Here is a 14537-nt window from a genome sequence, read left to right on the forward strand (position 1 = left end):
TCACGAATTTCTCACGCCCCCTCAACGGCCGGCGCACGGCCCCCGGTTCCCAAACCGGCGGATCACCGCCCCCGCGCCGCCCGGGCCCCGTCCGAGGCGCGCTCCAGCACCCGCACGGGGTCCCCGACGCCGACGGTGCCGGGCGTGACGGGCACGAGGTTCAGCCCGAACAGCACCTTCCCGTCCCTCCTGCGGTGGCGCGCCAGCGTGAACAGGGGCTCGCGGCCGCGTGCGGCGGTGTCCTGGTCGGTGGTGGTCACCACGCACCGCGCGCTCGGCTTGGTGGCCCGGAAGACCACGTCGCCGACGGAGATTTGGATCCAGTCGTCCTCCGCCCAGGGTTCGGTGCCGGCGACGACGAGGTTGGGCCGGAACCGGTTCATGGGCAGCGGGCCCTCGTGGGCGTGGGGCCCGTCGGCTATCGCGGAGTTCAGCGCCTCCAGCGAGGCCGCGGTGGTGACCAGCAGGGGGAAGCCGTCGGCGAAGCTCACCGTCTCGCCGGGCAGGGCGTACTCCGGGTCGACCGGGCGGCGGACGGCCGGATCGTCCATGTGGACCAGGCGGACCTCGGTCCCGAGATAGGCGCTGCACCAGGCGTGCGCCGCCGCGGCGGCCGGGACCGCTTCCACCTTCGTGCGGAACACGTCCACCAGGACGGTCCCGGAAGGCTCGGGCACCTCGACCGTCAGCGGCGGCCGGCCGGGTGCGGACAGACGAATGCCGCCGCCGGCCAGAGGCTCGGCGGCGGCCAGTGCCAGGCGCGGTGACTCGCGCTGGGTGACGACCTTTCCCCCGTCGTCGATCAGTGTCCAGCGCCGGTCACCGGCCAGGCCCCAGGGCTCCACCACGGCCGTCCGGGGCGATAGACCCCGGAGTGCCTTGACCGGATGGACGTGGATCGACTGCACTACGGCGTTTCCCATGCCGTCCATCGTGCCAGGCGGCACTGACAGCCGGGGCCGCGGTCAGTAACCGCGGTACTGCTGCTGGTTGTTGTACGGGTCCTGGTAGGGAGCCTGCGCGGGGCGCGGCGCGGCCGGGCGCATCGCTTCGTACCCGTTGCCTCCCGCCATCGGCCGCTGCTGCTGCGGGGCCTGCGGGCCGGGATAGCCGCGCGGGGCGCTCGCCTGCTGCGGGATGTACGCCGTGGGCGCCTGCTGCAGCGGAGCGGGCTGCGGCGCCTGCGGATAGCCGTAGGCCGGGGCCTGCTGGGCGGACGGGGCCGCCGGGAGGGCGGGCAGGGCCGACGGCAGGGCGGGCAGGCTGCTGCCCGTGTCGTAGGCGGCGGGGACCCTGATCGGGGCGATCTGCGGAGTGCCACGCTCGGCGACGAGCGAGTCGTAGATCGGGGTCTCCTTGAAGGAGGCGGAGTAGTAGCCGCCACCATAAGTGGAGCGGGGGGAGGTCATGGCACATAAGTTAAGCCCACGATGTGCTGGTTGGGGAGACCGATAAGAGGGTTGTTTTCCGTGTCGTCGGGAGTCTGACATCCCCAATCCGAGCGAACATGGCAAAAAGGGACGCCAATCGACGTTTGGATCGTGTAAAGGCAGAGTTCCTCCGGTGTTACCGGCGGTTGACCGGCGATCTTCCTGTGCCGTTCCTGGGCGTGCGCCGGGGCGCGGAATAGGTTGTGGGGAGGGATCGCACGGGCCGAGACGATCCGGACCGACGGGCGGAACCCGCCGAACCGAACACCCGATGGGGGCGGACATGTCAATGCCGAAAGGATCGAACACGCAGGTGCCCACGACGGCGCTACGCGTCGAGCTGGGCTGGCGCTCCGGCCCCGGGGTGCCCGACGCCGACGCCTCGGCCCTGCTGCTCGCCTCCGGAAAGGTCCGCTCCGACGCCGACTTCGTCTTCTACAACCAGCCCGCCCACGCCTCCGGCGCGCTACGCCACGAGGGCAAGCGGACGGCCGGCGGACGGGTCACCGACACCCTGCTGGCCGACCTCGCGCGCGTGGAGGGCGACATCGAGCGGATCGTCCTCGCCGCCTCCGCCGACGGCGGCACGTTCGGGCAGGTCCCCAACCTGTACATCGAGGTGACCGACGCCGCCTCCGGGCAGGTGGTCGCCCGCTTCGACAGCCCCGGCGCGACGGTGGAGACGGCCTTCGTGCTCGGCGAGTTCTACCGCCGCCAGGGCGGCTGGAAGTTCCGGGCCGTCGGCCAGGGCTACGACAGCGGACTCGAAGGACTGGCGACGGACTTCGGCATCACCGTGGACGAACCCCAGCACGCGGCGGCTCCCGCGGCACCGGCTCCCCTCGCCCCGCCGCCCCCTGCCGCGCCTCCCACGGTGGCGCCGGCCCCGCCGCCCCGTCCCACCACGGCCCCTGCGGCGCCTCCCGCGGCCCAGCCGGTCCGGCTGTCCAAGGTCACGCTCACCAAGGCGGCCCCGTCCGTCTCGCTCGCCAAACAGGGCGGCACCTCCGGCGCGATGCGGGTGAACCTCAACTGGCACCTGCTCAAGCAGCCCACGGGCTGGCTCGGCCGGCTGAGCGGCCAGGGCGGCATCGACCTCGACCTGTGCGCGCTGTACGAACTCGCCGACGGCCGCAAGGGAGTCGTCCAGGCCCTCGGCAACGCCTTCGGCGCGCTGCACCGGCCGCCGTACATCCACCTCGACGGCGACGACCGCACCGGAGCCGTGGCCAGCGGCGAGAACCTCACCATCAACCTCGACCACACCCGTGACTTCCGGCGCATCCTCGTCTTCGTCACCATCTACGAAGGCGCCCGGTCCTTCGCCGACCTGCACGCCACCGTCACCCTCCAGCCGCAGCACGGCGCCCCCATCGAGTTCTCGCTGGACGAGTGCACCGTCGCCTCCCCGGTGTGCGCGCTCGCCCTGATCACCAACACCGGCGGCGACCTGCTCGTCCGGCGCGAGGCGCGGTACCTGGTGCCGGAGCGCGGAACGAGCCCGCAGCGGACCGTGGACCACGCCTACGGCTGGGGCATGGACTGGACACCCGGCCGCAAGTGACGCCGCCACGGCCGGCCGGGCCGCGCACGACCCGGCCACCCGCGAGCGGGCTCAGCCCTCGTCGGGCACGGCGTCCGGGCGGCTGTAGGTACGGCCCTTCCAGGCGGCCCCGCGCCCGCGGTAGTGCTGCACGGCGGAGTCGACCGTCATCAGCAGGTACAGGAACGCGGTGAACGGCAGCAGCGGCGCGAGCCACAGCGGCTGCCCGTAGTAGCGCAGCATCGGCAGATATGTGCCCGCCATCACCGCCCACGCCACCGCCCCGGCGAGCACGGTCGCCGCGTCACCGCCGGCCGCGCCCACGACCACGGCGGCCGGCGGCACCAGGTACACCAGCGCCAGCCCGGCGACCGTACCGAGGAGCAGCAGGGGGTTGTGCCGCAGCTGGGCGTACGCGCTGCGCGAGACCATCCGCCACAGGTCGCCCAGCCCCGGATACGGCCGCACGCTGTCCACCCGGTCGGCCAGTCCCAGCCAGACCCGGCCGCCCGCGCCCTTCACCGCGCGCGCCAGCGCCACGTCGTCGATCACGGCGTGCCGGATGGCGTCCGGGATGCGCGCCTTCTCGGCCATCCCCGCGCGCAGCAGCACACAGCCGCCCGCCGCGGCGGCCGTACGCGCGCCCTTGCGGCCGATCCACCGGAAGGGATACAGCTGCGCGAAGAAGTACACGAAGGCCGGCACCACCAGCCGCTCCCACAGGCTCGCCACCCGCAGCCGCGCCATCTGCGACACGACGTCGAAGCCGCCCGCCTCAGCCGCCGCCACCAGCTCGCGCAGGCTGTCCGGCGCGTGCGCGATGTCCGCGTCCGTCAGCAGCAGGTACTCGGGGCCACGCGCGCGTGCCAGCCCGATGCCGTACCGCACCGCCCACAGCTTGCCCGTCCAGCCCGCCGGCGGTTCACCGGGCGAGTCCACGGTCAGCGGCAGCCCGCCGTGCCGCCGGGACAGCTCGCGGGCCAGCTCCCCGGTGCCGTCCGTGCTGCCGTCGTCCACCAGGAAGACCTCGGCCCGCCCCGGATAGTCCTGCGCCAGCAGCGACGGCAGGCTGTCCGGCAGCACGGCGGCCTCGTCCCGGGCCGGTACGACCACGCAGACCGACGGCCACGCCTCCGGTTCCCGGCGCTGCGGCAGCCGGACGTCCGTGCGCCAGAAGAAGCCCTGGCCGAGCAGCAGCCAGGCCCAGGCGGCCAGTGATACGACGGTGATCCACAAGTACGCGTTCACGGCCGCAGTCTGCCCCACCCGGCGGGGCCCGTGAGGGGGCATCGTCTATCGTGGCCGGGTGAAGATCGCGCTCATGGACTCCGGAATCGGCCTGCTCCCCGCCGCCGCCGCGGTACGCCGGCTGCGGCCCGACGCGGATCTGGTGCTGTCCTGGGACCCGGACGGCATGCCCTGGGGACCGCGCACCCCCGAAGACATCACCGAGCGGGCCATCGCCGTGGCCGAGGCCGCCGCCGCGCACGAGCCCGACGTCCTGATCGTCGCGTGCAACACCGCCTCCGTGCACTCCCTGCCGGCGATGCGGGCGCGCCTCGAACCCCGGCTGCCGGTCATCGGCACCGTACCGGCGATCAAGCCGGCCGCCGCGGGCGGCGGGCCCGTGGCGATCTGGGCGACCCCGGCCACCACGGGCAGCGCCTACCAGCGCGGCCTGATCGAGCGGTTCGCCGACGGCGTGACCGTCACCGAGGTGGCGTGCCCCGGCCTCGCCGACGCCGTGCACCACGCCGACGACGAGGCGATCGACGCCGCGATCGCCTCGGCCGCCGCCCGCACCCCGGAGGACGTGACCACGCTCGTCCTCGGCTGCACCAACTACGAGCTGGTCGCGGAGCGGATCCGCGCGGCCGTCCAGCGGCCCGGCCGCCCGCCGCTCGTGCTGCACGGCACCGCCGGGGCGGTGGCCGCCCAGGCGCTGCGCCGGATCGGAGTGGAACCGGACCCGGAGGCCACCACCGCCGACACCACCCTCACCGTGCTGCTGAGCGGCCGCGAGGCCACCCTCCCCGACACGGCGCTGTCCTACGACGAAGGCCGCTTCCTGCGCGCCGTCAGCCCGGTCCGCTGACCGGCACGTCCGGACGCCGGTCGCGTGCTACACCCTCTGCGGGCGGTGAATTCCGGGTAACCTCGTACACATGAGGGACCATCCCGACGCCGACGGAGAGCTTCCCCCGGTCTGGAAGGGACGCGCCACCAACCGGGTGCAGTGGCTGTTCGCGCTCGTCGGCGCCGCCTGCCTGGCGCTCGGCATCGCGCTGGCCGTGGACTCGGCCTGGACGTCGGGCATCGCCGCGCTGGTGATGTCCGTCGTCGGCTGCATCGCCGCCGGTCTGCTGGTGCTCTTCGGCACGCTCGCCTTCGTACACGTCGACCTCAAGCTCGACCGCGAGTGCCTCGAAGTGCGCTGCGGACACATGGGGCTGCCGCGCCGCCGCATCCCGCTCTCCCACGTGGCCGGCGCCGACTTCACCGCCCATGTCACGCCCCGGCACTGGGGCGGCTGGGGCTACCGCTGGCGCCCCGAGAAGGGCACCGCCGTCGTCGTCCGCCGCGGCGAGGGCATCGTGCTGCGCCTGTGGGACGGCCACACGTTCACGATCACCGTCGACAACGCGGAGTCCGCGGTCCGGCTCATCCGCGACCGTCTGCGCACGATCAGGCCGGGAACGGCCGGCTAGGACACGTCCGCTCCGGCGTGTTCGGGTTCGGCCCCCGGTGTGCTCGGTTTCGGGCGCCCGGTGTGTTCGGACTCGACCCCGGTGTGTTCAGGGCGACGACCACGGCCGGGCCGTCGCCCAGCCCGCCAGGAGGCCGGCGCCCGCCGTCACCGGGGTGAAGCTCAGGGCGTTGCTCACCGAGGCGAGGGCGGCCAGCGCCGTCAGGGCCGCGCCCGCGGTGAGGGCGACCGGCGTGGGGCGCGCGCTGCGCCACAGCGCGTACAGGACCCAGCAGAACACCGCGGCCAGCAGCGACACCCCGACCACGCCCTGCTCGGCCGCCTGCTGCAACGGCGCCGAGTGCGGTCTGCCGTCGGCCGGCAGCGTCCCGCCGATGTCGCCCAGCTCGCCGAACCGGCCGGGGCCGACGCCGAGCCCGAGGTGGTCGTCCGCCAGCCGCAGGGCGTCCTGCCACTGCGGCACCCGGTGGGCGGGGAACCAGCCGCCCAGCGCCCCGGCGAGCCCGTCGGGCAGCGCGCCCGCCGCGACCGCCCAGAGCGCCGCCGTGACCAGGCCCGCCGCCACGGCCAGTCCCGCCAGCCACCCGCCCCGGCCGTGCGCCGAGCCCGCGGCCAGCGAGCACAGCAGGACGGCCCCACCGGCCACGCACCCGGCCGCCGACCCCAGCGCCAGCCCCAACGGCACGGTGGCGCAGGCCAGCGCCGCCAGCCCGATCCGCAGCGCCGGCACGCGCGTCGCCCAGGCCGCACAGCACGCGGCCCCGGTGGCCAGCGCCAGCAGCGCGGCCGTACCGCCGGCGGCCCCGAGCGGCCCGGCGTACCAGGGACCGGGGGAGAGCCCCGGCAGCACCACCGTCAGCCCCAGCCCCGCTACCGCGCCGACGCCCGGCGCGGCCACCGGCAGCAGCGCGCCGGAGACCCGGCCCGCGGCATACCCGGCGGCCAGGGCGAGCACCGCGAGCAGCATGCCCTCCGGCCGTCCGCCCCGGGCCGCCGCGGTGATCAGCGACCACCCCGCGCAGGCCCCCAGCAGGAGCATGCCCGTCCCGTCGGAAACGTTTCTTCGCACGCCATAGCCATCCGCACCGCACGTACCGGTCGCGGACTGCGTCCCCGTCGACCCCACCCGTCGCCCCTCGTACCCGGTCCCCCGACCTTGGCAGGCCCCGGCCGCGGGCCGGTTTCCGGCCGGGCCGCCGAGGCTGGGCACACCGTAACGGCTCCGGACCGCTTTGTGGGCGGTACGCGGAGGAACGGCATGATTTTGCTGGTCGCGGTGCCCGTCCCGGCACGGCCCGGCGGGCGTGCGCCCAGGCGCGCCGAGACGGGGAAACCCGACCGGGTGCCCGGCCGTGTCTCCCCGCGAACGGCCCGCCACCAGCGACGATCTCCGGTGGACCGGCGCCGGACCGCGCTGTCGGCGGTGGCCGCGACCGCCGTACACTCACCCGGGTGACCGTCACCGCAACCTCCGTGGACCAGCCGGACCAGCCGGACCAGCCGGACCAGCTGGAGCCGCGCCCGGCGTCCGCCGCGCGCCGTGGCCGATTGGTGCGCCTGGTCCCGGCCGCCGCCTCCGTGCTCTGCGGAGTGCTGCTCTACGTCAGCTTCCCGCCGCGGACCCTGTGGTGGCTCGCCCTGCCCGCGTTCGCCGGGTTCGCCTGGGTGCTGCGCGGCCGGAGCTGGAAGGCCGCGCTCGGCCTCGGCTACCTCTTCGGGCTGGGCTTCCTGCTGCCGCTGCTGGTGTGGACCAGCGTGGAGGTCGGTCCCCTGCCCTGGCTGGCCCTGGTCGCCGCGGAGGCGGTCTTCGTCGCCCTGGCCGGCGTCGGCGTCGCCGCCGTCTTTCGGCTGCCCGCCTGGCCGGTGTGGGCCGCCGCCCTGTGGACGGCGGGCGAGGCGGCACGCGCGCGCGTGCCCTTCGGCGGCTTCCCCTGGGGCAAGATCGCCTTCGGCCAGGCGGACGGAATCTTCCTGCCGCTCGCCGCGGTGGGCGGCACCCCCGTGCTCGGCTTCGCGGTCGTCCTGTGCGGTTTCGGCCTGTACGAGGCCGGGCGGCTGCTCGCCGAGCGCCGACGGGACCGGACCGTACGCCGGGCAGCCGCGACCGCCGCGCTGCTGAGCGTGGCCGTACCGGTGGCGGGCGCGGTCGCGGCCCGCGCGCTGGTGAGCGACGGGGCGGAGAACGGCACCGCCACCGTGGCGGTGATCCAGGGCAATGTGCCGCGCGCGGGGCTGGAGTTCAACGCCCAGCGGCGCGCCGTGCTCGACTACCACGCGCGCGAGACGCACAAGCTCGCCGCCGACGTCCGTTCCGGCAAGGCGCCCAAGCCCGACTTCGTCCTGTGGCCGGAGAACTCCTCCGACATCGACCCCTTCGAGTACCCCGACGCCGCCGCCGTCATCGAGCAGGCGGCCAAGGACATCGGCGTGCCCGTCTCCGTCGGCGGTGTGGTGGAGCGGGACGGCAAGCTGCTCAACGAGCAGATCCTGTGGGACCCGGCCAAGGGACCGACGCAGACCTACGACAAGCGGCAGATCCAGCCCTTCGGCGAGTTCCTCCCGCTGCGCTCGCTCGTCGGCGCCATCAACAAGAGCTGGACCGAGATGGCCCGCCAGGACTTCAGCCGGGGCACCGAGCCGGGCGTGTTCGACATCGCCGGGACCAAGGTGGGCCTGGCCACCTGCTACGAGGCCGCGTTCGACTGGGCCGTGCGGGACACCGTGACGCACGGCGCGGAGATGATCTCCGTGCCCAGCAACAACGCCACCTTCGACCGCAGCGAGATGACCTACCAGCAGCTCGCCATGTCCCGTGTCCGCGCCGTCGAGCACAGCCGCACCGTGACGGTGCCGGTGACCAGCGGGGTCAGCGCGGTGATCCTGCCCGACGGCCGGATCACCCAGAGGACCGGCATGTTCGTGCCCGCCTACCTGGTGCAGAAGGTGCCGCTGCGCACGTCCACGACGCCCGCCACCGAACTGGGCGTCCTCCCGGAGCTGGCGCTGGTGCTGGTCGCCGCGGGCGGGGTCGGCTGGGCGATCGGCTCCGGCCTGCGCGCCCGGCGCGGCGGCGCGTAGCCCCGCGCTCCGCCGTACGTCCGCCGTACCGCGAAGCCCCGCGCTCCGCCGTGCGACCGTCGTGCCGCGTAGCCCCGTGCTCTGCGGTACGACGGTCGTACGACCCGGGAACCGGCGGGAGTGCCGTGCCCCGGCCGTTAGGGTCGGGGCATGGCTATTCCCGAATTCATCCGCGAGCTCAGGGCATCCGCCGGGCAGCAGCTGATCTGGCTGCCCGGGATCACCGCGATCGTCTTCGACGACGAGGGCAGGGTGCTGCTCGGCCGGCGGACGGACACGCGCAAGTGGTCGGTGATCGGCGGCATCCCCGAGCCGGGCGAGCAGCCCGCGGCCTGTGCGGTGCGGGAGGTCTTCGAGGAGACGGCGGTGCGCTGTGTGGCCGAGCGGGTGGTCCTGGTCCAGGCGCTGCCGCCGGTCACCTACCCCAACGGTGACGTCTGCCAGTACATGGACATCACCATCCGCTGCCGGGCGGTGGGCGGCGAGGCCCGGGTCAACGACGACGAGTCGCTGGAGGTCGGCTGGTTCACGGTGGACGCCCTGCCCGCGCTGGACGAGTTCGGCCTCTTCCGGATCAAGCAGGCCCTGTCCGATGCACCCACATGGTTCGACCCTATGACTGCAGGCTGAAGTATGGGTGGGGACCATATGTGGTGACGGTGGGCTCCCCCTTAGGGTCGGCACATGACCTCGTCCACCCCCCTGCCCGCCGCCCCGACCGGTTCCGCCGCCGTGCCCGGCCCCAACCCCCGGCCCGGGCCGCTCGCCCTCGACCTCGGCGGCCGCACCGCGCTCGTCACCGGGGCCGCCAGTGGCATCGGCCGCGCCTGCGCGCTGCGGCTGGCCGCCGCCGGGGCCGCGGTGCGCGCCGTCGACCGGGACGCGGCGGGCCTGGACGAGCTGGTCCGGGAGGCGGAGCGGGCCGGCGACCTCACGGGCACCGTCGTACCGCACGTCGTGGACCTCACCGACCTGGACGCCGCCGAACGCGCCGCCGCCGGCACCGACGTGCTGGTCAACAACGCCGGGCTGCAACTGGTACGGCCCATCGAGGAGTTCCCGCCCGAGGTGTTCCACACGGTGCTGACCGTGATGCTGGAGGCACCCTTCCGCCTCATCCGCGGCGCCCTCCCGCACATGTACGCCCAAGGCTGGGGCCGGATCGTGAACGTGTCCTCCGTCCATGGTCTGCGCGCCTCTGCCTTCAAGGCTGCCTATGTGGCCGCCAAACATGGTCTCGAAGGACTCTCCAAGACGGCCGCGCTGGAGGGCGCCGCCCATGGTGTGACCTCGAACTGTGTGAACCCCGCCTATGTGCGCACCCCACTGGTCGAGAAGCAGATCGCCGACCAGGCACGGGCGCACGGCATCCCCGAGGACCGGGTGGTGTCCGAGGTGCTGCTGAAGGACAGCGCCCTGCGGCGGCTCATCGAGCCCGAAGAGGTCGCCGAGGCCGTGGCCTATCTGTGCAGCCCGCAGGCGTCCTTCGTCACCGGCACCTCCCTCGTCCTGGACGGCGGGTGGACGGCGCACTGACCAGCCCGGCACCACCGGATCCGGAGAGGCCGGCACCACCGGCTCCGGAGAGCCCGGCACCACCGGATCCGGAGAGGCCGACACCACCGGCTCCGGAGAGCCCGGCACCACCGGATCCGGGAGTTATCCACAGGCCTGCCGGACCGGCGGCCGATACGGAATCCTGTGACCATGTCCCGTGATCACCTCCAGCCGGCACCCACCGGCAGCGCCGAGGCGCCGTACCTCGACCTGCTCGCCCGCGACGCCTCCGTGGAGGCATTCGAGCAGCCCGTCCTGCGTGCCCGGGCCGCCGCCGAGCCGGCCTGCCGGATCGCCGCGCTGGAAGAGGCCCGGCTGCTCGCCCTGCGGGTGCGCGCCGAACTGGAGGGCCGGCGGCGGCGCGAGGCGGAACTCTCGGCGCTCTTCGAGACCGCCCACGACCTCGCCGGACTGCGCGACGTGGACGCCGTCCTGCAGGCGATCGTGCAGCGCGCCCGCTCCCTGCTCGGCACGGACGTCGCCTACCTCAGCCTCAACGACCCGGCCCGCGGCGACACCTACATGCGGGTCACCGAGGGCTCCGTCTCCGCCCGCTTCCAGCAATTGCGCCTCGGCATGGGGGAGGGGCTCGGCGGACTCGTCGCCCAGACCGCGCGGCCGTACGTCACCGACGACTACTTCGAGGACGCCCGCTTCCAGCACACCCGCGTCATCGACGCCGGCGTCCGCGACGAGGGCCTGGTCGCCATCCTCGGCGTGCCCCTGATGCTGGGCCCGCACGTGATCGGCGTCCTGTTCGCGGCGGACCGGCGGGCGAGGGTCTTCGAACGCGAGCAGATCGCCCTGCTCGGCTCCTTCGCCGCGCTCGCCGCGGCGGCCATCGACACCGCCAACCTGCTCACCGAGACCCGTTCCGCCCTGGCCGGCCTGGAGCGCGCCAACGAGATCATCCGGGACCGCAGCGCCGTCATCGAGCGGGCGTCGGAGGTCCACGACCGGCTCGCCGAACTCGTCCTGCGCGGCGGCGGGGTGCACGACGTGGCCGCCGCCGTCTCCCAGGTCCTCGACGGCACCGTGACGTTCACCGAGGCCGGCACGGCACCGGCCGAGGCGCTGGAGGCGTCCCGCGCCGAGGGACACGCCGTACGGCACGGCAAGGACTGGATCGCCGCCGTGGCCGCGGGCGGCGAACTCCTCGGCGCCCTGGTCCTGCGCGGCCACCCCGGCCTGGACCCGGTCGACCAGCGCACCCTGGAGCGGGCCGCGATGGTCACCTCCCTGCTTCTGCTCGCCCGCCGCTCCGCCGCCGAGGCCGAACAGCGGGTGCGCGGCGAGCTGCTGGACGACCTGCTCGACGCGCGCGACCGGGACCCACGGCTGCTGCGCGAGCGCGCCGGCCGCCTCCAGGCGGACCTGGACGCCACCCATGTCGTCCTCGCCGCCCGCCTCGACGGACCGGCGGCCGACGCCGACGAGGAGGCCGCGGCCCGCCGCCGGCTGTGGTCCGCCGCCTCCCACCTCGCCGCCACCCGTCAGGGGCTGGCCGCGGCCCGTGACGGCGGCACCGTCCTGCTGCTGCCGCTCGGCGCCGGCGACACCGCCACCGAAGTGGCCCGCCGCACCGCCCGCCACCTGGGCACGGCCGTCCACCAGCCGGTCACGGTCGGCGCCTCGGCACCCGTCACCGGCCTCGCCCGGCACCCGGAGACCGTGGCCGCCGCCTATGCCGAGGGCCGCCGCTGCCTGGACGCGCTGCGCCTGCTGGGCCGGGCCGGGGACGGCGCGGCGGCCGAGGACTTCGGCTTCCTCGGCCTGCTCCTCGCGGGCGACCGGGACATCGCCGGCTTCGTCGAGCGGACCATCGGCCCGGTGGTGTCGTACGACGAGCGGCGCGGCACGGAACTGGTGCGCACCCTCGACGCCTACTTCGAGGGCGGGATGAGCCCGGCACGCACCAAGGACGCGCTGCACGTCCACGTGAACACGGTGGCCCAGCGACTGGAGCGCGTGGGCCGCCTGCTGGGCCCGGACTGGCAGACCCCCGCCCGCGCCCTGGAGATTCAACTGGCCCTCAGACTCCACCGGTTGGCGACGCCGATACGGCACTGACCGGCCCCCGCGCGAGGACCGGTCGGTGCGGGTGTGGTCCCCGGCGCCGGTCAGCGCGTCCGCGCCTCGGCGGCCGCACCGGCGCCCGAGGGCTCGCCGTCCTCGTCCGTGATCCGGCCGAGATCCCGGTGCCGTGTCTCGCGCGCGAGCGCCACGGCCACCAGGGTCAGCACGGCGGCGGCGATCACGTACAGCGCGATCGGGGTGGAGCTGTCGTAGTCGGAGAGCAGCGCGGTGGCGATGAGCGGGGCGGGCGCACCGGCCGCCACGGAGGCGAACTGGGCACCGATCGAGGCACCCGAGTACCGCATCCGGGTCGCGAACATCTCGGCGAAGAACGCGGCCTGCGGCGCGTACATGGCGCCGTGCAGCACCAGCCCGACGGTCACGGCCAGGATCAGGTACCCGAACGAGCCGGTGTCCACCAGCGCGAAGAACGGGAACATCCACAGCCCGACGCCGGCCGCGCCCAGCAGGTACACCGGCCGCCGTCCGACCCGGTCGGACAGCGCGCCCCAGGCCGGGATGACGGCGAAGTGCACGGCGGAGCCGATGAGTACGGCGTTGAGCGCGGTCTGCTTGGAGACGCCGGCCGAGGTGGTGGCGTAGACGAGGATGAACGCGGTGATGACGTAGTAGCTGATGTTCTCCGCCATCCGGGCGCCCATCGCCACCAGCACGTCCCGCCAGTGGTGGCGCAGCACGGAGACCAGCGGCGGCTGCTCGTCCGCCTCGGCCCGCCGCGTCCGGGACCGCTCCAACGCCTCCTTGAAGACGGGCGATTCGTCGACGGACAGCCGGATCCACAGACCGACCAGCACGAGCACCCCGGAGAGCAGGAACGGGATCCGCCAGCCCCAGGCGCCGAAGGCGTCGTCGGACAGTACGGCGGTGAGCAGCGACAGCACACCGGTCGCGAGCAACTGCCCGGCGGGGGCGCCGGTCTGCGGCCACGAGGCCCAGAAGCCGCGCCGCCGCGCGTCGCCGTGCTCCGACACCAGCAGCACGGCCCCGCCCCACTCGCCACCGAGCGCGAACCCCTGCACCAGCCGTAGCGCGGTGAGCAGCAGGGGCGCGGCGGAGCCGACGGTGGCGTGCGTGGGCAGCAGCCCGATGGCGAACGTCGCCCCGCCCATCAGCACCAGGCTCAGCACCAGCAGTTTCTTCCGCCCCAGCCGGTCACCGTAGTGCCCGAACACGAGCGCCCCCAGCGGGCGTGCGGCGAACCCGACGGCGTACGTCAGGAACGACAGCAGCGTCCCGACGAGCGGGTCGGAGTCCGGGAAGAACAGCTTGTTAAACACCAGCGCCGCGGCTGAGCCGTACAGGAAGAAGTCGTACCACTCGATGGTGGTCCCGATGAGGCTGGCGGCGACGATCCTCGGGAGACCGGCGGGGGGCGGGGGAGCGGTGTTTCCGGATGCCATGTGCGCCACTTCCTCGTGTGCGGTGGGGACGGGTACGACGGATACGTGTCGGCACACGGTAGGAAGACGCAGGTCAGGGGCACATGTGGTGGGGCACCATAGTTCTGGGGGCGGGTATGCGTGCGGCCACCATGCCGGGCGGGGGAGGGGTGGTTCGGGGGCTCGGGAGTGGTCGAGACCAGTGCTGTCCGGTGCGCGTAGTTGGGGGTGGTTTGACGGTGCGGTGCTGACTCCCGTGCTGGTTCGGTGCTGACGGGTCTGTCAAATGAGCGGTGTAACTGGGGTGGTTGGGGCTACTGGCGAGCTGCCGGCAGGCGGCCGTCGAAGGTGATGTCGAAGGCGTTCAGCGCGGGCGATCTTGTCCCAGTCCTGGCGGGCGGCATAGCGGAAGGAGTTCCGCAACAGGTGCACCACGCAGGTCTGCACGATCGTCTTCGGCCAGACGGTCTCCACCGCCTCGGGCAGGCCCTTGAGCCCGTCGCAGACCAGCATGAGCACGTCGCTGATGCCGCGGTTCTTGATCTCGGTAAGGGCTCGAACGAGCCGTCGCGGTCACGGGGCACAACGATCTCCACCGGGCCGACGTCGGTCAGCACCGTCCTGGAGCGTGTGCCGTTGCGAGAATTGCCACCGTTCCTGCCCGCCGCACCGTGCTTGTCATAGCCGAGGTGGTCGGTGATCTCGCCCTCCAGGGCGGACTCCAGCAGCCGCTTGGTCAGCTGCTG

The 14537-nt window shown here is 73.9% G+C and carries 12 protein-coding genes and 1 pseudogene; 7 read left to right on the plus strand and 6 right to left on the minus strand.

What is annotated here, in order from left to right; translation table 11 throughout:
- Nucleotides 1-62 precede the first annotated feature (62 nt).
- Both IH25_RS0106300 and IH25_RS0106305 read right to left on the minus strand, forming a co-directional pair.
- Complete coding sequence (locus tag IH25_RS0106300; protein ID WP_051753801.1) at nucleotides 63-923, minus strand: MOSC domain-containing protein; 861 nt, start codon at nucleotides 921-923, stop codon at nucleotides 63-65.
- 42 nt (nucleotides 924-965) lie between these two features.
- Entirely contained in the window at nucleotides 966-1409 is a 444-nt protein-coding gene (locus IH25_RS0106305) for a DUF6643 family protein (RefSeq protein WP_030604326.1), read from the minus strand.
- A 310-nt stretch (nucleotides 1410-1719) separates the two neighbouring features.
- Between IH25_RS0106305 and IH25_RS0106310 the strand changes: the two genes are divergently transcribed.
- Entirely contained in the window at nucleotides 1720-2994 is a 1275-nt protein-coding gene (locus tag IH25_RS0106310) for a TerD family protein (protein ID WP_030604330.1), read from the plus strand.
- 51 nt (nucleotides 2995-3045) lie between these two features.
- Here the strand turns inward: IH25_RS0106310 and IH25_RS0106315 are convergent, their stop codons facing one another.
- A complete protein-coding gene (locus IH25_RS0106315; RefSeq protein ID WP_107058331.1) occupies nucleotides 3046-4263 on the minus strand; it encodes a glycosyltransferase in 1218 nt (405 codons plus the stop codon).
- Nucleotides 4264-4279: 16 nt separating this feature from the next.
- On the opposite strand from IH25_RS0106315, the gene IH25_RS0106320 reads away from it, so the two are divergent.
- Nucleotides 4280-5068 (plus strand): glutamate racemase, encoded by a 789-nt coding sequence (locus tag IH25_RS0106320; RefSeq protein ID WP_030604334.1) that lies wholly within the window; start codon nucleotides 4280-4282, stop codon nucleotides 5066-5068.
- Nucleotides 5069-5138: 70 nt separating this feature from the next.
- On the plus strand, nucleotides 5139-5681 hold the full coding sequence (locus tag IH25_RS0106325; RefSeq protein WP_030604337.1) for a phage holin family protein: 543 nt from the start codon (nucleotides 5139-5141) through the stop codon (nucleotides 5679-5681).
- 87 nt (nucleotides 5682-5768) lie between these two features.
- On the opposite strand, the gene IH25_RS0106330 is transcribed toward IH25_RS0106325, so the two are convergent.
- Nucleotides 5769-6719 carry an O-antigen ligase family protein gene (locus IH25_RS0106330; RefSeq protein WP_030604345.1) on the minus strand — a complete coding sequence of 317 codons (951 nt, stop codon included), beginning with the start codon at nucleotides 6717-6719 and terminating at the stop codon, nucleotides 5769-5771.
- A gap of 413 nt (nucleotides 6720-7132) precedes the next feature.
- Here IH25_RS0106330 and lnt point away from each other — a divergent pair, with 413 nt between their 5' ends.
- The 4 genes from lnt to IH25_RS0106350 all read left to right on the plus strand — a co-directional run bounded on the left by lnt (nucleotide 7133) and on the right by IH25_RS0106350 (nucleotide 12385).
- Nucleotides 7133-8758 (plus strand): apolipoprotein N-acyltransferase, encoded by a 1626-nt coding sequence (gene lnt / locus IH25_RS0106335; RefSeq protein WP_030604346.1) that lies wholly within the window; start codon nucleotides 7133-7135, stop codon nucleotides 8756-8758.
- A gap of 150 nt (nucleotides 8759-8908) precedes the next feature.
- Nucleotides 8909-9388 (plus strand): NUDIX hydrolase, encoded by a 480-nt coding sequence (locus IH25_RS0106340; protein ID WP_030604347.1) that lies wholly within the window; start codon nucleotides 8909-8911, stop codon nucleotides 9386-9388.
- A gap of 54 nt (nucleotides 9389-9442) precedes the next feature.
- Entirely contained in the window at nucleotides 9443-10294 is an 852-nt protein-coding gene (locus tag IH25_RS0106345; RefSeq protein ID WP_030604348.1) for a 3-hydroxybutyrate dehydrogenase, read from the plus strand.
- Nucleotides 10295-10465: 171 nt separating this feature from the next.
- On the plus strand, nucleotides 10466-12385 hold the full coding sequence (locus IH25_RS0106350) for a helix-turn-helix domain-containing protein (protein ID WP_030604356.1): 1920 nt from the start codon (nucleotides 10466-10468) through the stop codon (nucleotides 12383-12385).
- A 50-nt stretch (nucleotides 12386-12435) separates the two neighbouring features.
- Here IH25_RS0106350 and IH25_RS0106355 read toward each other — a convergent pair whose 3' ends face one another.
- Both IH25_RS0106355 and IH25_RS39100 read right to left on the minus strand, forming a co-directional pair.
- Nucleotides 12436-13812 (minus strand): MFS transporter, encoded by a 1377-nt coding sequence (locus tag IH25_RS0106355; protein WP_030604360.1) that lies wholly within the window; start codon nucleotides 13810-13812, stop codon nucleotides 12436-12438.
- Between the two features lie 348 nt (nucleotides 13813-14160).
- Nucleotides 14161-14537 (minus strand): annotated as a pseudogene (locus IH25_RS39100) (transposase); the annotation flags it as partial.

It is taken from the genome of Streptomyces achromogenes subsp. achromogenes (assembly GCF_000720835.1).
Taxonomy (GTDB): Bacteria; Actinomycetota; Actinomycetes; order Streptomycetales; family Streptomycetaceae; genus Streptomyces; species Streptomyces achromogenes.